This window comes from Pseudomonas azerbaijanorientalis (assembly GCF_019139795.1).
Classification (GTDB): Bacteria; Pseudomonadota; Gammaproteobacteria; order Pseudomonadales; family Pseudomonadaceae; genus Aquipseudomonas; species Aquipseudomonas laurylsulfatiphila.
This window is the reverse complement of the sequence record NZ_CP077078.1, coordinates 1,219,673-1,244,746: the sequence shown is the minus strand read 5'-3', so window position 1 is coordinate 1,244,746 and position 25,074 is coordinate 1,219,673. Positions and strand designations below refer to the sequence as shown.

Genomic DNA, 25,074 nt, shown 5'->3' with positions numbered 1-25,074 from the left:
CTGAAGTAGGCGCCTCGAAAAACAAAGGCGCCTATGTTACATCAACGATTGATCGAGACGCCTAGTGAACCCTCAATCGCGATTTCATAGGGTTGACCATTCATTACTCTGTGTATCGCGTCAAGGACTGCGGTAGAGGACTCACCAAGCCAGCTCCGATGAGTGCTTGGGTTGCCGTCGTAGATATCGTTGTAAGCCTTGGCATTACCGTTGAAGTTCAAGCGGCCATCTGCCGTCTTGGTGACTGCACCTTCAATTTTCAGAGTGATGCTCCCGAGCCAGGATGCGGTCATCCACGAGTCGTTTGCTGTATTGTAGGGCACTTTGTCTAGGTAGATTGAAGAGATACCAACCGGGGCTGCGGCTAGTGCAGTTTCCAGCAATGGCATCTTCGTGGTGGACAGTTGCAAGCTCAGCTTGTTGATATTGGTTCTTGCAGTAGCACCTTTGCCGAACACCAAATGCCCCATCGCTGCAACTGGAGTCAAAACCCCGCCCGAAAAGTACGCTGTATCGTATTCAAATAGCTTTTTGTCCGCGATTTGGCGGCTGGCGTAGTTCAAAGCTTGCGCAGGGCTCTGATCAGAATCATTAGAGCTGAATGTATCTGCCCAACGCATCACCCCGAAATCGAAGGGAAAACCCGGCACGACATAGTTTACTTGACCATAATGCGCTTGCTCATTACAAAGCTTAATTATCATTTCGCGCCAATGGCCATTTGCATAATGAACATTTCGCTGTTGTTGCTGATGTAGCAGAATGACTCCTGGGTTTGGGGCTGGAAACGGTGCACCAGGTGGATTGGAATAGCCAGGTTCCGTTGCATAAATATAAATCGGTGGCAGTTCGATTGTGTTCATGGTTTTACCTACGTTGCTTCAGTTGCGCAGCATTTGCTGCGGTTGAGTCGCTCGTAGGCGATTGCTCGAGGCTCTTGACCCCGTCGCGGGCATGCACCATGCCGAACTTCATGACGCGAGTATCGGTTTCCATAACTTCACCACAGCAGGTGGTCTTGTCACCCTTGCGAATGAGGTATCCCTTTCTCATTGCTTGCACTCCGTGTCCATTCACGCGCCAAGTAAGGCGCGTGCTGCGGTTATATGAATCGCGCCGACTCAAGAATGAGTGGGCGAATACAAAGTACGTGGGCGCGGAGGCAATTCAAGACGTTGCGGAGCGAACAGGAGAGTTCCTACAAGCTATACAGAAATAACCGACGAAGATTGAGATAGAACAAGCCCCCCCGTTGGTGCTTGTTTCGCACTCAAAACCGGAAAAATGGAAAAGACCACATTACGTCACCACTCAGATTTGTGGCCGATATGTCTGAAGGTTGCAGGAATGGAGTCCGCACGATACCCTTCCACCGTCGCTGCCAATTCAGCGACCGGGTGTGGAAACCCGTGTAATTCAAGGCGCAACAGCGCCCCCATCACGTCTGCCGGCGCTTTTTTTATGCCTGCGGCGTGAGTTATGGCGGCTGTGCGTGGGACGTCTTCGGGCGTGCCGGTTTCCTTGATTCCCGGTTTTCCACCCTGCGCACAGCTGTCACCCATTCGTGTGGAAACGAACGTGACAGCTCCTCATATCAAGGAGCTGGATAATGCGCAGTATCAATCCGTTTGAAATTTGGCTTTTCTCTCTTCGCGATTCCCAATCGCGTAATGCCCTCCCCCATTGCCTCTCCATCCTCGGAGGTGGGCAATGACTGAACAAACTGAACTCAAAACCATTGGCTTGACGCCGGCCATCTACTGCGCAGATCAAGCGCTGTTTCATGTCACTCGCGGTGTTCCTCTTGGCGATGCGTTGTCGATGGCCTCCGATTTTCTGTTCCTGGCCAAGACGCTCACTGAAGATGCTGCTTATGCCAGAGACACCGACCGTCACGCCTGGGCTGCACATTATCTGACTTCGATGAGTAAGGCGTTGGTGGATGATGCGGTGAAGGTGCTGATGCGGGATCGGGATAATGAAGTGGCGTCCAAGCGGGCGGGGGCTACGGCTTAGGGGTAGTGGGCGACGCGCCGGGATAGCTTTTGGTTTCAAGCGTCGGGCGTGATGTTGTGAGGGCGGGCTTGGTTGCGGTGGACAGGGGTGTTCAGTGGGACATGTGGATGCCTTGGGTTTTTCGCGAGCGGGCTCGCTCCTACAGGGGGTTGTGGTTTAGTTCAGGGGTTTGTGCTGGCCGGGCTGGCGCCTTCGCGGGCCCGCTCCCACAGAGGGTTGCGGTGAGCTGGCAGGCATTGTTTGGCTCCAGCGGGTTTTGATTTCGGTGCACCTTCGGCATTGATAGTGGTTGGGCTGGCGCTTTCCGCCCCGCACTGAATATCTCGTTTGGTTTTTGAACGACCACATGAACCCAAACTCGAAATCGACGCCCTACTACCTGCTGACTACAAACCTGATCACTCTGCGCCTGGGAAAATCCTGGAACTTTCCACGCTAGCCGAATGCCAGCAACTGCGCGCTCTGTATCCCTCACCGGCAGATTGAGCCTGCCAACGATTTGATTAGGATTAGGGCGGACCTCTTGAGCTCCTGAACCGAACCTCTGTTGTTTGATAACCTCTATGTTTTACTGATGGACTGAGGGTTGTAGCTCGAGGCTACAGGCTTCACCTGAGACGTAGAGGCTCAAGGCGGTGATAGACACTAGTCTGGTGGCGCAACTAAGGGCTGAGAATTCAAGATTGGTTGCCTTGCTGGATGCTCATGGCATCGATTGGCGCCCGCCTGCTGAGCCAGTCAAGATAGCGATTGTCCAAGCAGAGCAATCACAGCAACTCGATACTGAAGGAAAGCTTGCCCTATTCCGAAGCTTGTTTCGCGGTAGAACGGACGTCTACCCCATCCGTTGGGAAAGCAAGACAGGCAAATCAGGATACGCACCCGCTTGCGCAAACGAATGGAGACTAGGCGTTTGTGAGAAGCCCCGAATCAAATGTGGCGACTGTGGTAACCGCCAGCTGCTTCCGCTGACCGATGAGGTGGTCTATTGCCATCTGGCGGGCGAAGTGGTCGTTGGTATCTACCCCCTACTCTCTGATGACACTTGTTATTTTTTGGCGGTCGACTTCGATGAGGCCGAATGGCGTGATGATTCCAAAGCTTTTGTGCAGTCATGCCATGAGCTGAACGTCCCGGTGGCGCTGGAAATATCGCGCTCAGGCCAAGGGGCTCATGGCTGGATTTTCTTTGAGCGTAATGTTCCTGCCTGCGATGCGCGCCGCCTCGGTGCCGCAATCATCAGTCATGCCTGCGAGCGCACCCGCCAGTTGGCGCTCAGCTCCTATGATCGACTGTTTCCAAACCAGGACTATATGCCCAAAGGCGGCTTTGGAAATCTCATCGCGCTCCCTTTGCAAAAGCGGGCCAGGGCCCAAAACAACAGCGTTTTTGTAGACGACACGCTTGAGCCTCATCCTGATCAATGGGCCTTCCTGGCATCGATTCAGCGCATGAGTCCAGAAGATATCCAGCCCGTTATTATCCAGGCGATGGGTAATCGAGACCCTCTAGGGGTCGCCTATGTCGATGACGAAGGTGATGCAGAACCCTGGAAAGATCGTGAATCGAGATCACGTAAATTGACATGCCCGTTGCCCGCTGCTGTCAACATCACGCTGGCTAACTTAATTTACTTTGAAAAGTCGGAATTGCCACAGCCATTGGCAAACCAGCTTGTCCGGCTCGCTGCCTTTCAAAATCCAGAGTTCTACAAAGCTCAGGCCATGCGCATGTCAGTGTGGAACAAGCCAAGGATTATCGGCTGCGCCCAGAACTTCCCCAAACATATTGCGTTACCGCGTGGCTGTTTGGATGCTGCGCTGGAGCTTTTAGAGGAAAACGGGGTTACCCCTATTTTTAAAGACGAGCGCTTCGTGGGCGACCCCATCGACGTGAGTTTTCTCGGGACCCTGCGTTCTGACCAAGAGGCTGCTGTCAGCGCAATGCTAAGTCATGACACCGGTATCCTCTGCGCACCGACAGCTTTCGGTAAAACGGTGAGTGCTGCTGCATTGATTGCCACTCGTGGCATAACACGTTGGTGCTTGTGCATCGGACGGAACTGTTAAGGCAGTGGCAAGAGCGCTTGCAGGCGTTCATGGGAGTCGAGAATGGTGTCGTTGGTACCCTTGGGGGCGGAAAAGCGAAGCTTACCGGCATCATCGACATTGCCGTAATGCAGTCGTTATCGCGAAAAGGCGAGATCAGCGATCAGGTAAAAAACTACGGCCAGATCATCGTTGATGAGTGTCATCACCTATCAGCCGTGTCATTCGAGGCGCTACTGAGGAGCGCGACCGCGCGGTACGTACTGGGACTCACCGCAACCCCAGTGCGCCGAGATGGGCAACAGCCTATTATTTTCATGCAGTGCGGACCGATCCGACATTCTGCTGCTCGGCCAGCGAGTGCGCCTCATGACCTATCTGTCGTGCCTCGATTGCTGTCCAAACCAATAGTGGTTCCCGACGGCTTTGGGATTCAGGACATTTTTCGGCGTCTAGCCGACGACTTTGAGCGGACAGCCAAAATCGTCTCGGAGATTGAACTGGCGTACAACGAGGGTAGAAAAATTCTAGTGCTAACGGAACGGACGGAACATGTGGATGCCCTTGAATTAGAATTGAAGCAGCGCGTGCATAACCTTTTCACGCTTCATGGGCGAGTGCCTAAGAAACAGCGCATTTCCCGTATGCATGAGCTTGAGTCCCTTCCCCCTGATGCTCCACGGGTGCTGTTGGCAACAGGAAAACTAGTAGGTGAAGGTTTCGATCACCCGCCGTTGGACACGCTGGTACTGGCAATGCCCATCTCATGGAAGGGAATCCTTCAGCAATATGCGGGGCGGTTGCATCGATCGCATGCCGATAAGGCCGACGTGCGAGTGATTGACTTCGTTGACGGGGGAAATGTCGCGCTGCTGAGAATGTGGGATAAGCGCCAGGCGGGTTACAAAGCGATGGGCTACCGCATGGCTGATTCCATGGCCACCATGGACCTACTCTAACGTGGTTGACGGTCAACTTCCGCACCAGTCTCAGGATGCTTTTTTCAAGGACAAACAAAACCCCAACTGCTTTCTCAATTGGGGTTTCGGAATTTAATCTTGACGATGACCTACTCTCACATGGGGAAACCCCACACTACCATCGGCGATGCATCGTTTCACTTCTGAGTTCGGGATGGGATCAGGTGGTTCCAACGCTCTATGGTCGTCAAGAAATTCGGGTACTGAGTCGTGGCCAGACGGCCTCGCTTCAGCAAATTGGGTATGTGACAGCTGGGTGTTTTGTGAGTCTTTCGAACTTTCGGTTCGTTTCGTCTTCACACACCGCAATCTGGTTGCTCTGGATTAGAGAGCCGACGCAAATTGCTTGGGTGTTATATGGTCAAGCCTCACGGGCAATTAGTATTGGTTAGCTCAACGCCTCACAGCGCTTACACACCCAACCTATCAACGTCGTAGTCTTCGACGGCCCTTCAGGGGACTCAAGGTCCCAGTGAGATCTCATCTTGAGGCAAGTTTCCCGCTTAGATGCTTTCAGCGGTTATCTTTTCCGAACATAGCTACCCGGCAATGCCACTGGCGTGACAACCGGAACACCAGAGGTTCGTCCACTCCGGTCCTCTCGTACTAGGAGCAGCCCCTCTCAAATCTCAAACGTCCACGGCAGATAGGGACCGAACTGTCTCACGACGTTCTAAACCCAGCTCGCGTACCACTTTAAATGGCGAACAGCCATACCCTTGGGACCGGCTTCAGCCCCAGGATGTGATGAGCCGACATCGAGGTGCCAAACACCGCCGTCGATATGAACTCTTGGGCGGTATCAGCCTGTTATCCCCGGAGTACCTTTTATCCGTTGAGCGATGGCCCTTCCATACAGAACCACCGGATCACTAAGACCTACTTTCGTACCTGCTCGACGTGTCTGTCTCGCAGTCAAGCGCGCTTTTGCCTTTATACTCTACGACCGATTTCCGACCGGTCTGAGCGCACCTTCGTACTCCTCCGTTACTCTTTAGGAGGAGACCGCCCCAGTCAAACTACCCACCATACACTGTCCTCGATCCGGATAACGGACCTGAGTTAGAACCTCAAAGTTGCCAGGGTGGTATTTCAAGGATGGCTCCACGCGAACTGGCGTCCACGCTTCAAAGCCTCCCACCTATCCTACACAAGCAAATTCAAAGTCCAGTGCAAAGCTATAGTAAAGGTTCACGGGGTCTTTCCGTCTAGCCGCGGATACACTGCATCTTCACAGCGATTTCAATTTCACTGAGTCTCGGGTGGAGACAGCGCCGCCATCGTTACGCCATTCGTGCAGGTCGGAACTTACCCGACAAGGAATTTCGCTACCTTAGGACCGTTATAGTTACGGCCGCCGTTTACCGGGGCTTCGATCAAGAGCTTCGCGTTAGCTAACCCCATCAATTAACCTTCCGGCACCGGGCAGGCGTCACACCCTATACGTCCACTTTCGTGTTTGCAGAGTGCTGTGTTTTTAATAAACAGTCGCAGCGGCCTGGTATCTTCGACCGGCGTGGGCTTACGGAGCAAGTCCTTCACCCTCACCGGCGCACCTTCTCCCGAAGTTACGGTGCCATTTTGCCTAGTTCCTTCACCCGAGTTCTCTCAAGCGCCTTGGTATTCTCTACCCAACCACCTGTGTCGGTTTGGGGTACGGTTCCTGGTTATCTGAAGCTTAGAAGCTTTTCTTGGAAGCATGGCATCAACCACTTCGTCACCCAAAGGGTAACTCGTCATCAGCTCTCGGCCTTAAGATCCCGGATTTACCTAAGATCTCAGCCTACCACCTTAAACTTGGACAACCAACGCCAAGCTGGCCTAGCCTTCTCCGTCCCTCCATCGCAATAACCAGAAGTACAGGAATATTAACCTGTTTTCCATCGACTACGCTTTTCAGCCTCGCCTTAGGGACCGACTAACCCTGCGTCGATTAACGTTGCGCAGGAAACCTTGGTCTTTCGGCGTGGGTGTTTTTCACACCCATTGTCGTTACTCATGTCAGCATTCGCACTTCTGATACCTCCAGCAAGCTTCTCAACTCACCTTCACAGGCTTACAGAACGCTCCTCTACCGCATCACCCGAAGGTGATACCCGTAGCTTCGGTGTATGGTTTGAGCCCCGTTACATCTTCCGCGCAGGCCGACTCGACTAGTGAGCTATTACGCTTTCTTTAAAGGGTGGCTGCTTCTAAGCCAACCTCCTAGCTGTCTAAGCCTTCCCACATCGTTTCCCACTTAACCATAACTTTGGGACCTTAGCTGACGGTCTGGGTTGTTTCCCTTTTCACGACGGACGTTAGCACCCGCCGTGTGTCTCCCATGCTCGGCACTTGTAGGTATTCGGAGTTTGCATCGGTTTGGTAAGTCGGGATGACCCCCTAGCCGAAACAGTGCTCTACCCCCTACAGTGATACATGAGGCGCTACCTAAATAGCTTTCGAGGAGAACCAGCTATCTCCGAGCTTGATTAGCCTTTCACTCCGATCCACAGGTCATCCGCTAACTTTTCAACGGTAGTCGGTTCGGTCCTCCAGTCAGTGTTACCTAACCTTCAACCTGCCCATGGATAGATCGCCCGGTTTCGGGTCTATTCCCAGCGACTAGACGCCCTATTAAGACTCGCTTTCGCTACGCCTCCCCTATTCGGTTAAGCTCGCCACTGAAAATAAGTCGCTGACCCATTATACAAAAGGTACGCAGTCACCTAACAAAGTAGGCTCCCACTGCTTGTACGCATACGGTTTCAGGATCTATTTCACTCCCCTCTCCGGGGTTCTTTTCGCCTTTCCCTCACGGTACTAGTTCACTATCGGTCAGTCAGTAGTATTTAGCCTTGGAGGATGGTCCCCCCATATTCAGACAAAGTTTCTCGTGCTCCGTCCTACTCGATTTCATGACTAAGAGATTTTCGCGTACAGGGCTATCACCCACTATGGCCGCACTTTCCAGAGCGTTCCGCTAATCTCAAAGCCACTTAAGGGCTAGTCCCCGTTCGCTCGCCACTACTAAGGGAATCTCGGTTGATTTCTTTTCCTCAGGGTACTTAGATGTTTCAGTTCCCCTGGTTCGCCTCTTGCACCTATGTATTCAGTACAAGATAACCATCTTATGATGGCTGGGTTCCCCCATTCAGACATCTCCGGATCAAAGTCTGTTTGCCGACTCCCCGAAGCTTTTCGCAGGCTACCACGTCTTTCATCGCCTCTGACTGCCAAGGCATCCACCGTATGCGCTTCTTCACTTGACCATATAACCCCAAGCAATCTGGTTATACTATGAAGACGACATTCGCCGAAAATTCGAATTTCTCAATTAAGAGAACTCACAAATTTTACCTTAGCCTGATCCGTTACCAGTGAAAGTAACGTTCAGTCTATCTTTCTATCACATACCCAAATTTTTAAAGAACGAACTAGTCAAAGACTAGAAATCAATATTCACGCTGGAATACTCATTTCTAAACTCTAACGAAACAGACCACCTTAAAGGCCGGCCTCTCGTCTTCTTCAATGAATCAAGCAATTCGTGTGGGAACTTATGGAGCAGCTGAGTCGTCGATTAAGGAGGTGATCCAGCCGCAGGTTCCCCTACGGCTACCTTGTTACGACTTCACCCCAGTCATGAATCACACCGTGGTAACCGTCCTCCCGAAGGTTAGACTAGCTACTTCTGGTGCAACCCACTCCCATGGTGTGACGGGCGGTGTGTACAAGGCCCGGGAACGTATTCACCGCGACATTCTGATTCGCGATTACTAGCGATTCCGACTTCACGCAGTCGAGTTGCAGACTGCGATCCGGACTACGATCGGTTTTGTGGGATTAGCTCCACCTCGCGGCTTGGCAACCCTCTGTACCGACCATTGTAGCACGTGTGTAGCCCAGGCCGTAAGGGCCATGATGACTTGACGTCATCCCCACCTTCCTCCGGTTTGTCACCGGCAGTCTCCTTAGAGTGCCCACCATAACGTGCTGGTAACTAAGGACAAGGGTTGCGCTCGTTACGGGACTTAACCCAACATCTCACGACACGAGCTGACGACAGCCATGCAGCACCTGTCTCAATGTTCCCGAAGGCACCAATCCATCTCTGGAAAGTTCATTGGATGTCAAGGCCTGGTAAGGTTCTTCGCGTTGCTTCGAATTAAACCACATGCTCCACCGCTTGTGCGGGCCCCCGTCAATTCATTTGAGTTTTAACCTTGCGGCCGTACTCCCCAGGCGGTCAACTTAATGCGTTAGCTGCGCCACTAAGAGCTCAAGGCTCCCAACGGCTAGTTGACATCGTTTACGGCGTGGACTACCAGGGTATCTAATCCTGTTTGCTCCCCACGCTTTCGCACCTCAGTGTCAGTATCAGTCCAGGTGGTCGCCTTCGCCACTGGTGTTCCTTCCTATATCTACGCATTTCACCGCTACACAGGAAATTCCACCACCCTCTACCATACTCTAGCTTGTCAGTTTTGAATGCAGTTCCCAGGTTGAGCCCGGGGCTTTCACATCCAACTTAACAAACCACCTACGCGCGCTTTACGCCCAGTAATTCCGATTAACGCTTGCACCCTCTGTATTACCGCGGCTGCTGGCACAGAGTTAGCCGGTGCTTATTCTGTCGGTAACGTCAAAACACTAACGTATTAGGTTAATGCCCTTCCTCCCAACTTAAAGTGCTTTACAATCCGAAGACCTTCTTCACACACGCGGCATGGCTGGATCAGGCTTTCGCCCATTGTCCAATATTCCCCACTGCTGCCTCCCGTAGGAGTCTGGACCGTGTCTCAGTTCCAGTGTGACTGATCATCCTCTCAGACCAGTTACGGATCGTCGCCTTGGTGAGCCATTACCTCACCAACTAGCTAATCCGACCTAGGCTCATCTGATAGCGCAAGGCCCGAAGGTCCCCTGCTTTCTCCCGTAGGACGTATGCGGTATTAGCGTTCCTTTCGAAACGTTGTCCCCCACTACCAGGCAGATTCCTAGGCATTACTCACCCGTCCGCCGCTGAATCAGAGAGCAAGCTCTCTTCATCCGCTCGACTTGCATGTGTTAGGCCTGCCGCCAGCGTTCAATCTGAGCCATGATCAAACTCTTCAGTTCAAACATCTTTGGGTTTTGAGAAAACCCTAAACTTGGCTCAGCAATCGTTGGTTACATCTTTGATTTCTCGCGGAGTAACTTGTGATGCTGATAATCTGTTGACTAGCAGTCTGACCCCACAAGCACCCACACGAATTGCTTGATTCAGTTGTTAAAGAGCGGTTGGTTAAGATCTTTCGTCTCAACCGAGGCGTGCACTCTACAGCAAACCCCTTTAAGCAGCAACCTTAAAAGCTTCTGATTTCAATAATAAAATCAACCACTTAAGCCAAAACCAGCATCAAACTGCTCGTTAGCGGGAGGAGAATACTACAGCATTAAAATACGTGGTCAACCCCTGCCTAGAAATTCTTTTCCCTTACTGAACTCAAAACCATCGGCCTGACACCCGCGATCTACTGTGCGGATCAAGCGCTGTTTCATGTCACTCGTGGCGCTCCTCTCGGCGATGCGTTGTCCATGGCCTCCGATTTTCTGTTCCTGGCCAAGACACTCACTGAAGATGCTGCTTATGCCAGAGACACCGACCGTCACGCCTGGGCGGCGCATTATCTGACTTCGATGAGTAAGGCGTTGGTGGATGATGCGGTGAAGGTGCTTACTCGGAATCGGGATAATGCGCTAGCGTCCAAGCGGGCGGGGGCTAAGGTTGCGGGGTAGTGAGTGAAGCGCCGGGGAAAAATCAGGCGTTAGGTTGCGACAGCGGGTTTGCTTGCGATGGGCGGGGTATTCAGCGGGATATGTGGATGCCTTGCGTTTTTCGCGAGCAGGCTCGCTCCTACAGGGAATTGGCGTAGCTAGTTCCGTGCTTCATAAACAAGAAGACCCGAACGTAATGCCGGACTGAGCCAGCACCAGAGGATCGGGCGCGATTGGGGTTGATGCCGCCGCAGCTTACGGACCGAGTCAATGTATGCAGCTTGCGACGATCTACCACGGGCGAAACCGCCCGCTTGTGAGAAGCCTGAAACAGCGCACTGTGAAGAGTTGTAGGCCTTTCCTGAATAGCGGCAGGGACATTCTCGACGATGCCAGACGCTAGCGAAATTCGCCTATGGCAACGGCTGAGAGTTGGACTCAAGCTGGCCTAGAGTTTTTCACGCCGAACTACTGGTCAGCTATCCGCCGACCTCGCTCCAGCCCTTCCTCCGTTAACCAAACTGATTTGTTCCTGTTCACCGGATTACTGATCAAACCATGTTCAAGCTATCGGTTCATGATCTCGAAATCGAACCCTTTCCAAGTGTTGCCACTGTCGGAACTGAAGGCTGCCAATAGAGCAAGCACGGCGTCTTCAATGAGTTTGTCGTCGTATTCCATGATGATTGTTCCGCTCATAATCGATAGCTATCGTCGAGTCTATGGAGGGTGCTCCATCCCCGAGGACATCCATGGAATTAATAATAGTAGTGCGCTCAGCCAGGCGACACGGGTGAACAGACCCACGGCTTCTGTATCCAGCTTTTCAACTGAGCAAGTGCCGCCAGGCGACCGATCCAGTATTGATGGTGGTTGGGCTGGCGCTTTCGCGAGCAGGCTCGCTCCCACAGGGTTAGCGGCGTACTTCAGAGCATCTGCTCCGTAGAATTGCCCTCGGTTCTGATGCTTCTTCTCCCCTGTAATGCTTGCTATACATCAGCCATCGACAAGCCCTCCGGGCATTAGGCCAGTGCGTGAACGCCCTACGCACCACTCATCTAGACTTAATGGATAGTCGTAGGCAGAACCGAGCACGTCGCTTTGGTGCAGGTCGATCAATAGCGGCGTGGCAAGCTGCCTTTTATGCCCAGTAGAGGTGCGACGTAGATCGCGCCGGGCACAACAAGATGCCCGTTCAGGGTGCCCTGGCCAACGGCCAAATTGCCACGATACCGTGACGTGGTGTGAGTGCCGCAGCCGACACTTTCGGACGACCGACGACCTTCTGGTTTGTCCGTGACCGTGAGGATTGCTGAATGCCTGATGAGATGTTGCACCTGCCTGTGGTCAACAGTTTGCTGGAGCGCCACAAGGGCTCTGCGGGTGCGCTGTTGCCCATTCTTCATGATATTCAGGAGCGTATCGGTTACGTCCCCGATGTCGCCGTCCCCGAGATTGCCCATGCCCTGAACCTGAGCCAGGCCGAGGTTCGTGGGGTGATCAGTTTTTACCATGACTTCCGTACCGCGCCGCCCGCGCGGCATATCCTGCGGCTGTGCCGGGCCGAGTCGTGCAAGAGTCGCGGTGCCGAGCAGTTGGCTGCGCAGTTGCGTGAGCGTCTGCAACTGGATGACCACGGCAGCAGTGCCGATGGCAGCATCAGTTTGCGGCCGGTGTATTGCCTTGGGGCCTGTGCCTGCTCGCCGGCTCTGGAACTGGATGGTCGGGTGCATGCGCGGCTGAGTGCTGAACGTCTGGATGCGCTGCTCGATGCTTGCCGGGAGGACGCGTGATGCCGACTCTTTATCTGCCCTGTGATTCGCTGGCTCGTGCTGTGGGTGCCGATGAGGTCTCGACGGCCCTGATCACTCAGGCCAAGGAACGCAATCTGCCGCTGGAACTGCAGCGCACCAGTTCGCGCGGTCTGTATTGGCTGGAACCGTTGCTGGAGGTGGACAGCCCGCAAGGCCGTATTGGCTTCGGGCCGCTGACAGCCGCCGATGTGCCGTCGGTGCTTGATGCGCTGCAAGGCGAGCCGTCCGCTCATCCATTGGCCCTGGGTCTGGTGGAAGAGCTGCCTTATCTAAAGTCTCAACAACGCCTGCTGTTCGCCCGCGCCGGCATTACCCGGCCGCTGTCGCTGGATGATTATCGAGCCCATGGCGGTTTCGAAGGTTTGAACAGGGCCGTCGCCCTTGGCGGTGAGCAGACCGCGACGGCGGTGTTCGATTCAGGCCTGCGTGGCCGTGGCGGCGCGGCCTTCCCCGCCGGGATCAAATGGCGCACGGTGCGTGCGACCGAAGCGGCGCAAAAGTACATCGTGTGCAACGCCGACGAAGGCGACTCCGGCACTTTTGCCGACCGCATGCTGATGGAAGGCGACCCCTTCCTGCTGATCGAAGGCATGGCCATTGCCGGCATTACTGTCGGCGCCACCTACGGCTACATCTATGTGCGCTCGGAATATCCGGATGCCGTGGCCACCCTGCGCAACGCGCTGCAGATTGCCCGGGAGAACGGTTACCTGGGCGCCAATGTTGGCGGCAGCGGTCAGGCCTTCGATATGGAAGTGCGGGTCGGTGCCGGTGCCTACATCTGCGGTGAGGAAACCGCGCTGCTGGACTCTCTGGAAGGCAAGCGCGGGATCGTCCGCGCCAAGCCGCCGATTCCTGCCTTGAAGGGGCTGTTCGGCCAGCCGACGCTGGTGCACAACGTGCTGACTTTGGCCTCGGTGCCGCAGATTCTGGCCAAGGGTGCGCAGTTCTATCGCGATTACGGCATGGGCCGCTCCCTGGGCACCATGCCCTTCCAATTGGCGGGCAATATTCGTCAGGGCGGGCTGGTGGAACGGGCCTTTGGCCTGACCCTGCGGGAACTGGTGGAAGACTACGGTGGCGGGACTGCCAGTGGCCGGCCGCTGAAGGCTGCGCAGGTGGGCGGCCCGCTCGGCGCCTGGGTGCCGCCGTCGCAGTTCGACACGCCGCTGGATTACGAGGCCTTCGCCGCCATCGGCGCAATGCTCGGTCACGGTGGTGTGGTGGTGGCGGACGACACCCTGGACATGGCCCATATGGCGCGTTTCGCGATGGAGTTCTGCGCCGAGGAATCCTGTGGCAAATGCACGCCGTGCCGCATCGGCTCGACTCGGGGCGTGGAGGTGATCGATCGCCTGCTGGCAGCGCCTGACCAGAACGGTCGCGATGAGCAGGTGATCATCCTCAAGGACCTGTGCGACACCCTGCAATACGGTTCGCTGTGCGCATTGGGCGGCATGGTTTCCTTTCCGGTCGCCAGCGCCCTCAAGCACTTCCCCGCCGACTTCGGCTTGCAGCCCTCGGAGGCCGAGCAATGATCACTCTCTTCGACCCGAACACCGATATCGATCTGGGCACCCCTGCCCGCGAAAGTCAGGTGCAAATCACCCTGAACATCGACGGCCGCAGCATCAGCGTGCCCGAAGGCACCTCGGTGATGCGCGCCGCTGCGCTGCTGGGCACCACCATTCCCAAACTCTGTGCCACCGACAGCCTGGAAGCCTTCGGCTCCTGCCGCATGTGCCTGGTGGAGATCGACGGCATGCGCGGTTATCCGGCGTCCTGCACCACGCCGGTCACTGAAGGCATGACCGTGCACACCCAGACGTCGAAGCTCGCCACCCTGCGCCGCAACGTCATGGAACTGTACATCTCCGATCACCCGCTGGACTGCCTGACCTGCTCGGCCAACGGCAACTGCGAGCTGCAAACCGTGGCCGGTCAGGTCGGCTTGCGGGAGGTGCGTTACGGCTATGAAGGCGACAACCATCTGGCCGATGTGAAGGACACCTCCAACCCGTACTTCGACTACGACCCGAGCAAGTGCATCGTCTGCAACCGCTGTGTGCGCGCCTGCGAAGAAACCCAGGGCACCTTTGCCCTGACCATTACCGGGCGCGGTTTTGAATCCCGGGTGGCGGCCGCCGGTGGGGATAACTTCCTCGATTCGGAATGCGTGTCCTGCGGCGCCTGTGTACAGGCCTGCCCTACCGCAACCCTGATGGAAAAAAGCGTGGTCGAACTGGGTCAGCCGGAACGCAGCGTGATTACCACTTGCGCCTATTGCGGCGTGGGCTGCTCGTTCCGCGCCGAGATGAAAGGCGACCAGCTGGTGCGCATGGTTCCGGACAAGAACGGCCAGGCCAACCACGGCCACTCATGCGTCAAGGGGCGCTTTGCCTGGGGCTACGCCACCCACCCGGATCGCATCACCAAGCCGATGATCCGCAAGCACATCAACGACCCGTGGCAGGAAGTCAGCTGGGATGAAGCGGTGACCTACGCCGCCAGCGAATTCCGTCGGTTGCAGCAGAAATACGGCCGCGACTCCATTGGTGGCATCACCTCCAGCCGCTGCACCAACGAAGAAACCTACCTGGTGCAAAAACTGGTGCGCGCCGCGTTCGGCAACAACAACGTCGACACCTGTGCGCGGGTCTGCCACTCGCCTACCGGCTATGGCTTGAAACAAACCCTGGGCGAGTCCGCCGGCACCCAGAGTTTCGACTCGGTGATGCAGGCCGACGTGATCCTGGTGATGGGCGCCAACCCCAGCGACGCCCACCCGGTGTTCGCCTCCCAGCTCAAACGGCGTCTGCGTGAAGGCGCGCGGCTGATCGTCATCGACCCACGGCGCATTGATCTGGTGGACTCGGTGCACGCCCGCGCCGAACTGCACCTGGCCCTGCGTCCCGGCACCAACGTCGCCATGCTCAATGCGCTGGCTCATGTCATCGTCACCGAAGGGCTGCTCAACCAGGCCTTTATCGACGCCCGTTGCGAGGGCAGCGATTTTGCTAATTGGAGCGAGTTCGTCAGCCGTGCGGAGAACTCGCCGGAAGTACTTGGCGCGATCTGCGGCGTGCCCGCTGCCGACATCCGCGCCGCAGCCCGCCTGTATGCCACCGGCGGCAATGCGGCGATCTACTACGGCCTCGGCGTCACCGAGCACAGCCAGGGCAGCACGGCAGTCATGGGCATCGCCAACCTCGCGATGGCCACGGGCAACATCGGCCGCGAAGGCGTGGGCGTGAACCCGTTGCGGGGGCAGAACAACGTTCAGGGCTCCTGCGACATGGGGTCTTTCCCCCATGAGTTGCCCGGTTACCGGCACATCTCCAACGAGGTGGTGCGGGCGCAGTTCGAACAGGCGTGGAACGTCACTCTGCAACCTGATCCGGGGTTGCGCATTCCCAACATGTTCGAAGCAGCGCTGGGCGGCAGCTTCAAGGGCCTGTATTGCCAGGGTGAGGACATCGCCCAAAGCGATCCGAATACCCAGCACGTCACCGCCGCTTTGTCAGCGATGGAATGCGTGGTGGTGCAGGATATTTTCCTCAACGAAACCGCCAAGTTCGCTCACGTGTTCCTGCCGGGCAGTTCGTTCCTGGAAAAGGACGGCACCTTCACCAACGCCGAACGGCGCATCTCCCGGGTGCGCAAGGTCATGGACCCTCTGGGCGGCAAGGCCGACTGGGAAGGCACAGTGGCCCTGGCCAATGCCCTGGGTTACCCGATGCATTACAAACACCCGTCGGAAATCATGGATGAAATCGCCAGCCTGACGCCGACCTTCACCAACGTCAGCTACACCGAACTGGATCGCCACGGCAGCCTGCAATGGCCGTGCAACGCCGCGGCGCCGGACGGCACACCAACCATGCACATCGAAGAGTTCGTGCGCGGCAAGGGGCGTTTCATGCTCACCGGCTACGTGCCCACCGAGGAGAAGGTCAACACTCGCTATCCGCTGCTGCTGACCACCGGGCGCATCCTCAGCCAGTACAACGTCGGCGCCCAGACCCGGCGTACCGACAACGTCGCCTGGCACGACGAAGACCGCCTGGAAATCCACCCGAGCGACGCCGAAAGCCGGGGCATCAACGAAGGTGACTGGGTCGGCATCGGCAGCCGTGCCGGGCAGACTGTATTGCGTGCGCGGATCACCGAACGGGTCGCCCCGGGCGTGGTGTACACCACTTTCCACTTCCCGGAATCGGGGGCCAACGTGATCACCACCGACAACTCCGACTGGGCCACCAACTGTCCGGAGTACAAGGTCACTGCCGTCGAAGTCAGCCGCGTTTATCACCCTTCGGAGTGGCAAAAGCGCTTCCAGGAATTCAGCGAGGAACAGGACCGTTTGCTCAAGGATCGCCGCCACGCCCGTGGTGATAAAGCCGAGGTGCGCCGATGAGTACTGAAAACCTGATCAAAATGGCCAACCAGATCGCCCAGTACTTCGCCAGCCAGCCGGACCAGCAACAGGCGGTGCTCAGTGTGCGCAATCATCTGCAGATGTACTGGGCGCCCAGCATGCGCAAGGAATTGCTGGCCTGGCAGACGGAGCATAAAGGGGCGGACCTGCATCCGCTGGTGCAGGCGGCGGTTAGTGGGGCGGGTTGGGGGGCTTAGCCTGAAGGAGCCCGGATGAATAACTGTGGGAGCGGGCTTGCTCGCGAAGGCGTCAATCCAGGCGACATTGATGTTGAATGTACTGGCCCCTTCGCGAGCAAGCCCGCTCCCACAGGAGAGTGCGTGTTGGTTGCCCCTATTCCTTGTCCTTGCGTGACGCCGTCACCGTCACTTCAATCGCCCGGACACTGATCGCCGCGAATGTCGCCGTCATCAGTACCCCATTGAAACCCAGCAGAATCGCCAGTACCCGTGACACACCCAGTTTGGGCACCAGTTCTCCGTAGCCGATGGTCAGCCCGGTCACGAAGGCAAAGTAGACGCCGTCAAACGGGCTCCACCCTTCCAGGTGGGCGATGATGAGGCCGAACGCAATGATCACTAGCAGCAGTATCGAAAAGATCGGCCACACCACTTTGAAGTAGAACCAGACGGCCTTGTAGAACTCGTGGCGGACGTTTGATGCACGGGTGAGGTTCATGTCGTGGGCTTCCTGGGAATTGACTGATGCACAGCGGTTCAATACCCCGTTCAGCTTGGCACAAGCGCTGAAAACTGCGACCAACGGGGCGTTATCTCTGGCCAGGACTATGACAAAGATGACGCCAACCGGGCTATCCGGAAACCGCCCGCTGTTGGATTCCTGTAGGAGCGAGCCTGCTCGCGATGGTCGTCAACGATAACGCGTGCTTCCTGTTTAAACGCGGCGCGCTCTAGTCCATCGCGAGCAGGCTCGCTCCTACAGGGTTCCAGGCTCTCAGTTCGCTTCCGTTTCCCGAATCAGCTTCTTGTTAATCTTGCCAACACTGGTCTTGGGGATTTCCGCGACGAACTTGAACTGCTTGGGGATCGCCCATTTGTTGATGCGGCCGCCGTCGACGAAAGCTTGCAGGTGCGTCTCGAGGATCTTGCGGTCCAGGTATTGCCCCGGCTCGCACACCACCATGGCCATGGGCCGCTCGCCCCACTGCTCATCGACGATGCCCACCACCGCGACGGACATGACGCCCGGGTGTTCGCTGATCAGGCTTTCCAGTTCCAGGGAGCTGATCCACTCGCCGCCAGTCTTGATCACATCCTTGATGCGGTCCTTGATTTCCACGCCGCCCTGTTTGTCGATCGAGGCCATGTCGCCGGTGTGCAGCCAGCCGTTGTGCCACAGTTCCGCGCCTTTGTCCGGGGCTTTCAGATAGCCCTGGGTCAGCCACGGCGCGCGCACCACGATCTCGCCCAGGGACTCGCCGTCATGGGCCACGTCATTGCCCTCGGCGTCGATGATCTTCAGGTCGACCAGCGGCACCGGCGTGCCGGTCTTGATGCGGATCGGCAGCTGGGCTTCAGCGGATAGCTGAAGATCCTCGTCGCGCAGGTAGGTCAGGCACAGCAACGGGCAGGTTTCCGACATGCCGTAGCCGGCGTGCACCACCATCCCTTTGGCGCTGGCTTCACTGGCGATGCCGAGGGTCAGCGCACTGCCGCCGAGGAGCATTTTCCAGCCGTCGAAACGGGTCGCCTTGCCTTCTTCACAGTTGAGGATCATTTGCAGGATGGTCGGCACGCAGTGGGAGAAGGTCACCTTCTCTTCGCGGTACAGCCTGACCAGGCTATTGGGTTCGTAGCGGCCGGGATAGACCTGCTTGATGCCCATCAGGGTCGCGACGTACGGCACGCCCCAGGCATGCACGTGGAACATCGGCGTGATCGGCATGTACACATCGTCGGAACGCAGCAGCGGCTGGCCCTGATAGACGCCCAGGGTGCCGACGGCATTCAGGGTGTGCAGCACCAGTTGCCGATGGCTGAAGTACACGCCTTTCGGATCGCCGGTGGTGCCGGTGGTGTAGAACAGCGTGGCGACCGAGTTCTCGTCGAAATCGGGGAAGTCGTACTGGTCCGGGGCCAGGGACAGCAACTGCTCGTACTCACCGAGCACCGGCAGCGATGTCGTAGTCGCCTCGTCATCGGTGAGCTGCAGGTAGCCTTTTACCGTTTCCAGCCGCCCGTGAATCTGTTCGACCAAGGGCAGGAAGTCGTCATGCACCAGCACCAGGTCATCCTCGGCGTGGTTCATGGTGAACAGCACCTGATCCGGTGACAGGCGAATGTTCACCGTGTGCAGCACCGCGCCGATCATCGGCACGGCGAAGAAGCATTCCAGGTAGCGGTGGCTGTCCCAGTCGAGCAAGGCCACGGTGTCACCGGCCTTGACCCCGGCCGCCGTCAGCGCATTGGCCAGGCGGCGGATGCGCTGGTTGAGCGTCTGGTAGCTGTAGCGCAGTTTGTCGGCGTAGACGATTTCCCGGCCCGGCTCGTAACGCACGCCGGACAGCAGCAATTGCTTGATCAGCAAGGGATAGGCATAAGCGCCGTCGGCGGGCGGGATTATTTTTGTTTTCAGCATGGTTGGAGTTCCTTGTCCTTCGATCAGAACTGATCGGCTTTCAGCTCGTAGAGGCAGTCACTACCGGCCTTGACCGATGCGCTCAACGAGTGGATACGCGGCAGCAACCGGGCGAAGTAGAAACGCGCGGTGGCCAGTTTGCTGGTGTAGAAGTCGTCTTCGGCATCCCCGCTGATGACGGCCTTGGCCATGCGCGCCCACATGTAGGCGTACGCGGTGTAGCCAAACACGTGCAGGTACTCGACCGAGGCCGCGCCGATTTCATTCGGGTTGCCCTGGGCCCGGTCCAGCAGCCACGCGGTCAGCTCGTCGAGGGTATCCACGGCGGCATTCAGCGGCTTGGTGAACTCGTCGAGGTCCGCAGCGGCGTTAGCGGTAAAGTTGCGGATTTCCGAGGCGAACAAGCGGTAGAGCGCCCCGCCGCTGCCGACGATCTTGCGCCCGGCCAGGTCCAGGGACTGGATGCCGTTGGTACCTTCGTAGATCTGGGTGATGCGCACGTCGCGCACCAGTTGCTCCTGGCCCCACTCGCGGATGTAGCCGTGGCCGCCGAAGACCATCTGACCGTGCAAGGTGGTTTCCAGGCCCATGTCGGTGAGGAACGCCTTGGCCACCGGGGTCAGCAGTGCCACCAGTTCTTGCGCGCGATTGCGAGTGACTTCATCTTCGCTGTACCTGGCCGTGTCCAGTTGCAACGCGACGTAGCTGGAGAACGCACGGCCGCCTTCGTTCAAGGCTTTCATGGTCAACAACATGCGGCGCACGTCCGGGTGCACGATGATCGGGTCGGCGGCCTTGTCCTTGTTCTGCGCACCGGTCGGCGCACGGCTTTGCAGACGGTCGCGAGCATACGCGACGGCGTTCTGATAGGAACGCTCGCCCTGGGCCAGGCCCTGGATGCCCACACCCAGACGCTCGTAGTTCATCATGGTGAACATCGCCGCCAGGCCTTTGTTCGGCGCGTCGACGATCCAGCCGGTGGTGCCATCGAAGTTCATCACGCAAGTGGCGGAGGCCTTGATGCCCATCTTGTGTTCAATGGAGCCGCAGGACAGCGCGTTGTTTTCGCCCAGCGAACCGTCGGCATTGACCAGCACCTTGGGCACCAGGAACAGCGAGATGCCCTTCGGCCCCGCCGGTGCATCCGGCAGGCGCGCCAGCACCAGATGGATGATGTTCTCGGTCAGGTCGTGGTCGCCGCCGGTGATGAAAATCTTGCTGCCGCTGACCTTGTAGCTGCCATCGGCCTGGGGTTCGGCCTTGGTGCGAATCAGGCCCAGGTCGGTGCCGGCGTGGGCTTCGGTCAGGCACATCGAACCGGTCCAGGTGCCGGCGTACATGTTTGGCAGATAGCGTTGCTTGAGCTCTTCGCTGGCGTGGGCCTTGATCGACAGGCAGGCACCGGCGGTCAGCATCGGGTACAGGCCGAACGACAGGCTGGCCGAGTTGACCATCTCTTCGACCTGCGCCGAAATCGCCTTGGGCATGCCCATTCCGCCGTACTGTGGATCACCGCCGACACCGACCCAACCGCCCTCGGCGAAGGCTTGATAGGCCCCGGCAAAACCCTCTGGCGCGGTGACCGAACCATTGCTCCAGGTACAGCCCTGTTCGTCGGTGGCGCGGTTCAAGGGTGCGATGACTTCGCCAGTGATCTTGCCGGCCTCTTCGAGGATGGCAGCGGCGGTTTCTTCATCGATCACGTCGGCCAGGCCGGGCAAACTGGCCCAGAGCCGGGACACCTGGAAAACCTCGTTGAGTACGAAGCGCATGTCGCGCAGGGGAGCTTTGTATTCAGACATCTTGGCTTACTCGGAAGTGGTCAGGGCATGGGGCATGCCCGGACGTTCAGTGGATTCAGTGTTCTCGGCGGCGGTAGCGGAGCCCGGCTGCGGGACCCGTTCGCGCAGCAGGAAGTACGACAGGGCCGGAATCAGGATCAGCGCACCGAGCATGTTCCACAGGAACATGAAGGTCAGCAGGATGCCCATGTCGGCCTGGAACTTGATCGGCGACCAGACCCAGCACACCACGCCGGCGGCGAGGGTGATGCCCACCAGCCCGACCACCCGGCCGGTAAAGGACACGGCGTTGCGGTAGGCCTGGGACAGCGGCAAGCCCTGGCGCTGGAAGTGCAGTTGCACGCTGAGCAGGTACAGGGCGTAGTCCACGCCGATACCCACGCCGAGGGCGATCACCGGCAGGGTCGCGACTTTCACGCCGATGCCCATGGCCACCATCAGGGCTTCACAGAGGATCGAGGTCAGCACCAGGGGCAACAGCGCCACCAGCGTGGCCCGCCAGCTGCGGAAGGTGATCAGGCAGAACAGCGTCACCGCCGCGTACACGTACAGCAGCATGGTGCGATTGGCTTCGCGCACCACGATGTTGGTCGCCGCTTCGATACCGGCGCTGCCAGCGGCGAGCAGGAACTGGCGATCCTCGGTGCTGTTTTCCCTGGCGAACCTGTCGGCAATCGCCACCACCGCATCGAGGGTTTCGGCCTTGTGATCCTTGAGGAAAGCGATCACCGGCATCAGCGAGCACTCGGTGTTGAACAGCTCCGGGGAGTTGACCGAGGCTTGCTGCGCGGCGTAGTTGAGCACGTCCTGGTTGCGCTGGATGCTGTTGAGCTTGGGATTCCCTTCGTAGGTGCCGGCGGTGATCTGCCGTACCGCGTTGACCAAGGACGCCGTGGCCTGCACGCCCGGATACTGTTGCAGCTCCCAGGCCAGGCGGTCGGCGAGCACCAGGGTCTTGTAGTTCAGGCAGCCTTCCGGCGCGGTCTTGATCATCACCGCGAACAGGTCGCTGGACAGTGCGTAATGCTGGGTGATGTAGGCGTTGTCGCGGTTGTAGCGCGAGTCGGCGCGCAACTCCGGGGCGCCGCTTTCCAGGTCACCGATCTTCAGGTTGAGGCTGACCACATAGCCGCCAATGCCCATCAGCACCGCGACCAGCACGGCACCGGTGGCCCACTTGGCGGTGGTGAAGCGGTCGAGCGCGTCCCACAACCGGCCGAAGCCTTTGTGCTTTTCGGCACGGGTGTCGATTTTCAGCGCGCGCTCGGCGGCCTTGGCGCCAACTCCGATATAGGACAGCGCCACCGGCATCAGCAACAGCGAGGTGAAGATCAGCACGGCGACGCCGATGCTGGCGGTGATCGCCAGGTCCTGGATCACCGGAATGTCGATCAGCATCAGCACCGCAAAGCCCACGGCATCGGCCAGCAATGCGGTGACGCCGGCAATGAACAGGCGGCGGAAGGTGTAGCGCGCAGCGATCAGCTTGTGGGTGCCACGGGCGATGTCCTGCATGATGCCGTTCATCTTCTGCGCGGCGTGGGACACGCCGATGGCGAAGATCAAAAACGGCACCAGCACCGAGTACGGATCGATGGCGTAACCGAGCCAGGCGACGATGCCCAGTTGCCAGACCACCGCGACCAGCGAGCAGCCAACCACCAGCAAGGTGCTGCGCACGCAACGGGTGTAGGCGTAGATGATGGCCAATGAAGTGACGACGGCCAGACCGAAGAACATCATCACCTGAATCAGGCCATCGATCAGGTCGCCCATGAGTTTGGCGAAGCCGATCACCCGCACCTTGTAATGGCCGGTGCCTTCTACCCCGGATTTACGCGCAGCGCTGTCGCCGGCGTATTCGATCTTGTCGCGCAACTGCTCTTCGAGCATCTGCGAGAACGCGTGGTAGTTGATGCGCTGGCCACCGGCGGCGGCTTTGTCCAGCAGCGGCACGATCAGCATGGTCGACTTGAAGTCGCTGGCCACCAGGCTACCGACAATGCCGGCGCGGGAAATGTTCTGGCGCAGCTGTTCGATCTGTTCAGGCTGCCCTGAATAGGTGTCGGGCATCACCGGGCCACCCTGGAAACCGTCCTCGGTGACTTCGGTCCAGCGCACCGCAGGACTCCACAGCGACTTCATCCAGGCGCGGTCGACGCCTTCGGTGAGGAACAGCTGGTCGTTGACCTGCTTGAGTACGTCGAGGTATTCGGGATCGAAAATATCGCCCTGGGTGTTCTCCACCACCACCCGCACCGAGTTGCCCAGACCGCGCAGCGAAGCGCGGTTTTCCAGGAAGTTCTGGATGTACGGCTGGCTCTGCGGAATCATCTTTTCGAAGCTGGGGCGCAGCTCCAGGCGCGTCGCTGCCATGTAGCCGAGCACCACGGTGGCCAGGGCCATCAGCAGCATGAACAGCGGACGGAAGTTGAACACCAGGCGTTCCAGGCGGTTGCCGGAGCGGTGGTCGAAATCACGCAGATCGCGGATCACCGGCATGGCGTCTTGTTTGATGTTGCCCATGTCTGGGTTCTCGCTCTTAGGGTTCGAGGGCTGGATCGGCGGACAGCGTCCGGGCACCACGGTTTCCCGCCAGCATCAGTGCGCCGTCGGTGGACTGGGCAGCGCCGGCGACCGGTGTCGGTGCCGGTTGCCGCACCAGATGCATCTGCGCGCCCGTCCCCTGGCTGACCAGCATCTGCCCGCCCTGGGTGAACAAGCGATAATTGCCACGGGCATCGATCAGGCCCGCGGTGATGCTGACGTGCAGGCCGCTGTCCAGCGCAGTCCAGCTCTGGCCGCCATCGGTGCTGCGCAGCACGTTGCCGCGCAGGCCGTAGACCAGCACTTCGCCGGGCTTGCCGAGCACGCCGAAGAAGCTGCCCTGATACGGCGTCGGCACGGCATTGAAGCGTTGGGCGCTGTCGTCCCACTTGAGCAACAGGCCTTGCTCGCCGGCGATGTACAACGCATCGCCAGTGGAGGCGATGGCGTTGAGGTGGAAGCCCTGCGGGTTGTCGGTGCGGTCCTGGAATGGCGTCCAGGTCTGGCCGCCGTCGTCGGTGCGCAGGATCAGGTTGAACACGCCGACCACATAGCCGGTTTTTTCGTTGGCGAACCAGACATCGAGCAGCGGTTTGTCCGCGCCCTGATCGACTAGTCGTTGGCCTTCCATAGCCAACTGGGGCCATTGCTCGTTGCCCGGCTCGGCCTTGGCCAGCGCCGAGTAATGCTTGATCAGCAATTCGCCGATCTGGCGACCGTCGAGCTGCTTTTGCCAGGTCGCGCCGGCGTCGCTGCTGTGCAGCACCACGCCGTCATTGCCCACCGCCCAGCCTTGGGTGGTGGTCGGAAAATTCACCGCAGTGAGGTCGGCACTGGCTGGTACGGCGGCCTGCTGCCAGTGGCTTCCCGAATCATCGGAAAACAGAATATGGCCACGCTGGCCGACGGTAATCACGCGCCCGCCAGCGCGGGTCATACCGGACAACGGGCTGTTGATCGCCAAGGGACTGGCCTTGGCGGGCAGGTCCAGCACATCGACGTAATCGGCCGCCTGGACGATGCCCAGCGATAGGCCGAGCACAACGCCTGACGCCAAACGCACAATATTATTTTTATACGAACACATGCTGC

12 protein-coding genes, 3 rRNA genes and 2 pseudogenes are annotated in these 25,074 nt (G+C 58.1%); 7 read left to right on the top strand and 10 right to left on the bottom strand.

All coding sequences use genetic code 11. The annotated features are described in order from the left end of the window. Positions 1-41: 41 nt before the first annotated feature. On the bottom strand, positions 42-863 hold the full coding sequence (locus tag KSS91_RS05420) for a lipid II-degrading bacteriocin (RefSeq protein ID WP_217837275.1): 822 nt from the start codon (positions 861-863) through the stop codon (positions 42-44). An 847-nt stretch (positions 864-1,710) separates the two neighbouring features. Between KSS91_RS05420 and KSS91_RS05415 the strand changes: the two genes are divergently transcribed. Both KSS91_RS05415 and KSS91_RS05410 read left to right on the top strand, forming a co-directional pair. Beyond that, positions 1,711-2,016, top strand: a complete 306-nt coding sequence (locus KSS91_RS05415; protein ID WP_217837274.1) for a DUF3077 domain-containing protein — start codon at positions 1,711-1,713, stop codon at positions 2,014-2,016. A 635-nt stretch (positions 2,017-2,651) separates the two neighbouring features. Continuing rightward, positions 2,652-5,023 (top strand): annotated as a pseudogene (locus KSS91_RS05410) (TOTE conflict system archaeo-eukaryotic primase domain-containing protein). Positions 5,024-5,120: 97 nt separating this feature from the next. On the opposite strand, the gene rrf reads toward KSS91_RS05410, so the two are convergent. The 3 genes from rrf to KSS91_RS05395 form a co-directional block, all read right to left on the bottom strand. Next, positions 5,121-5,236, bottom strand: a 5S ribosomal RNA gene (gene rrf / locus KSS91_RS05405). 165 nt (positions 5,237-5,401) lie between these two features. After that, positions 5,402-8,295, bottom strand: a 23S ribosomal RNA gene (locus KSS91_RS05400). A 312-nt stretch (positions 8,296-8,607) separates the two neighbouring features. Beyond that, positions 8,608-10,144 (bottom strand): 16S ribosomal RNA (locus tag KSS91_RS05395). Together the 16S, 23S and 5S rRNA genes form the textbook arrangement of a ribosomal RNA operon. A 375-nt stretch (positions 10,145-10,519) precedes the next feature. On the opposite strand from KSS91_RS05395, the gene KSS91_RS05390 reads away from it, so the two are divergent. After that, positions 10,520-10,804: a DUF3077 domain-containing protein gene (locus KSS91_RS05390; protein ID WP_217838365.1), complete on the top strand. Its 285-nt coding sequence runs from the start codon at positions 10,520-10,522 to the stop codon at positions 10,802-10,804. 447 nt (positions 10,805-11,251) lie between these two features. Here the strand turns inward: KSS91_RS05390 and KSS91_RS28910 are convergent. Next, positions 11,252-11,464: pseudogene (locus KSS91_RS28910) on the bottom strand (DUF6429 family protein). A gap of 635 nt (positions 11,465-12,099) precedes the next feature. On the opposite strand from KSS91_RS28910, the gene KSS91_RS05385 reads away from it, so the two are divergent. The 4 genes from KSS91_RS05385 to KSS91_RS05370 are packed head-to-tail and all read left to right on the top strand — an operon-like array spanning position 12,100 to position 17,232. Continuing rightward, the gene (locus KSS91_RS05385; protein ID WP_056855147.1) at positions 12,100-12,576 is read left to right on the top strand and encodes a formate dehydrogenase subunit gamma; all 477 of its coding nucleotides are present in this window, start codon (positions 12,100-12,102) and stop codon (positions 12,574-12,576) included. Then, the gene (locus KSS91_RS05380) at positions 12,576-14,135 is read left to right on the top strand and encodes a formate dehydrogenase beta subunit (RefSeq protein WP_217837273.1); all 1,560 of its coding nucleotides are present in this window, start codon (positions 12,576-12,578) and stop codon (positions 14,133-14,135) included. The genes KSS91_RS05385 and KSS91_RS05380 overlap by 1 nt, the downstream gene beginning before the upstream one ends. Continuing rightward, the gene (gene fdhF / locus KSS91_RS05375; RefSeq protein ID WP_217837272.1) at positions 14,132-17,014 is read left to right on the top strand and encodes a formate dehydrogenase subunit alpha; all 2,883 of its coding nucleotides are present in this window, start codon (positions 14,132-14,134) and stop codon (positions 17,012-17,014) included. The genes KSS91_RS05380 and fdhF overlap by 4 nt, the downstream gene beginning before the upstream one ends. Next, the gene (locus tag KSS91_RS05370) at positions 17,011-17,232 is read left to right on the top strand and encodes a formate dehydrogenase subunit delta (protein WP_015093611.1); all 222 of its coding nucleotides are present in this window, start codon (positions 17,011-17,013) and stop codon (positions 17,230-17,232) included. Before fdhF ends, KSS91_RS05370 begins: the two co-directional genes overlap by 4 nt. 136 nt (positions 17,233-17,368) lie before the next feature. On the opposite strand, the gene KSS91_RS05365 is transcribed toward KSS91_RS05370, so the two are convergent. From KSS91_RS05365 to KSS91_RS05345, 5 genes are all read right to left on the bottom strand, one after another. Beyond that, the gene (locus tag KSS91_RS05365) at positions 17,369-17,713 is read right to left on the bottom strand and encodes a potassium channel family protein (protein ID WP_217837271.1); all 345 of its coding nucleotides are present in this window, start codon (positions 17,711-17,713) and stop codon (positions 17,369-17,371) included. Between the two features lie 276 nt (positions 17,714-17,989). Next, positions 17,990-19,633 (bottom strand): fatty acid--CoA ligase, encoded by a 1,644-nt coding sequence (locus KSS91_RS05360; protein WP_217837270.1) that lies wholly within the window; start codon positions 19,631-19,633, stop codon positions 17,990-17,992. 23 nt (positions 19,634-19,656) lie between these two features. Further along, positions 19,657-21,435 (bottom strand): acyl-CoA dehydrogenase C-terminal domain-containing protein, encoded by a 1,779-nt coding sequence (locus tag KSS91_RS05355; protein ID WP_217837269.1) that lies wholly within the window; start codon positions 21,433-21,435, stop codon positions 19,657-19,659. 6 nt (positions 21,436-21,441) lie between these two features. Then, positions 21,442-23,961 (bottom strand): efflux RND transporter permease subunit, encoded by a 2,520-nt coding sequence (locus KSS91_RS05350; RefSeq protein WP_217837268.1) that lies wholly within the window; start codon positions 23,959-23,961, stop codon positions 21,442-21,444. A gap of 16 nt (positions 23,962-23,977) precedes the next feature. Then, entirely contained in the window at positions 23,978-25,069 is a 1,092-nt protein-coding gene (locus KSS91_RS05345) for a WD40/YVTN/BNR-like repeat-containing protein (protein WP_217837267.1), read from the bottom strand. Positions 25,070-25,074: the final 5 nt, after the last annotated feature.

Coding starts and splice junctions, on each gene's coding strand:
- KSS91_RS05380 (WP_217837273.1), top strand. CDS start 12,576: ATGCCGACTCTTTATCTGCCCTGTGATTCGCTGGCTCGTGCTGTGGGT.
- KSS91_RS05365 (WP_217837271.1), bottom strand. CDS start 17,713: ATGAACCTCACCCGTGCATCAAACGTCCGCCACGAGTTCTACAAGGCC.
- KSS91_RS05415 (WP_217837274.1), top strand. CDS start 1,711: ATGACTGAACAAACTGAACTCAAAACCATTGGCTTGACGCCGGCCATC.
- KSS91_RS05385 (WP_056855147.1), top strand. CDS start 12,100: ATGCCTGATGAGATGTTGCACCTGCCTGTGGTCAACAGTTTGCTGGAG.
- KSS91_RS05360 (WP_217837270.1), bottom strand. CDS start 19,633: ATGCTGAAAACAAAAATAATCCCGCCCGCCGACGGCGCTTATGCCTAT.
- KSS91_RS05345 (WP_217837267.1), bottom strand. CDS start 25,069: ATGTGTTCGTATAAAAATAATATTGTGCGTTTGGCGTCAGGCGTTGTG.
- KSS91_RS05350 (WP_217837268.1), bottom strand. CDS start 23,961: ATGGGCAACATCAAACAAGACGCCATGCCGGTGATCCGCGATCTGCGT.
- KSS91_RS05355 (WP_217837269.1), bottom strand. CDS start 21,435: ATGTCTGAATACAAAGCTCCCCTGCGCGACATGCGCTTCGTACTCAAC.
- fdhF (WP_217837272.1), top strand. CDS start 14,132: ATGATCACTCTCTTCGACCCGAACACCGATATCGATCTGGGCACCCCT.
- KSS91_RS05370 (WP_015093611.1), top strand. CDS start 17,011: ATGAGTACTGAAAACCTGATCAAAATGGCCAACCAGATCGCCCAGTAC.
- KSS91_RS05420 (WP_217837275.1), bottom strand. CDS start 863: ATGAACACAATCGAACTGCCACCGATTTATATTTATGCAACGGAACCT.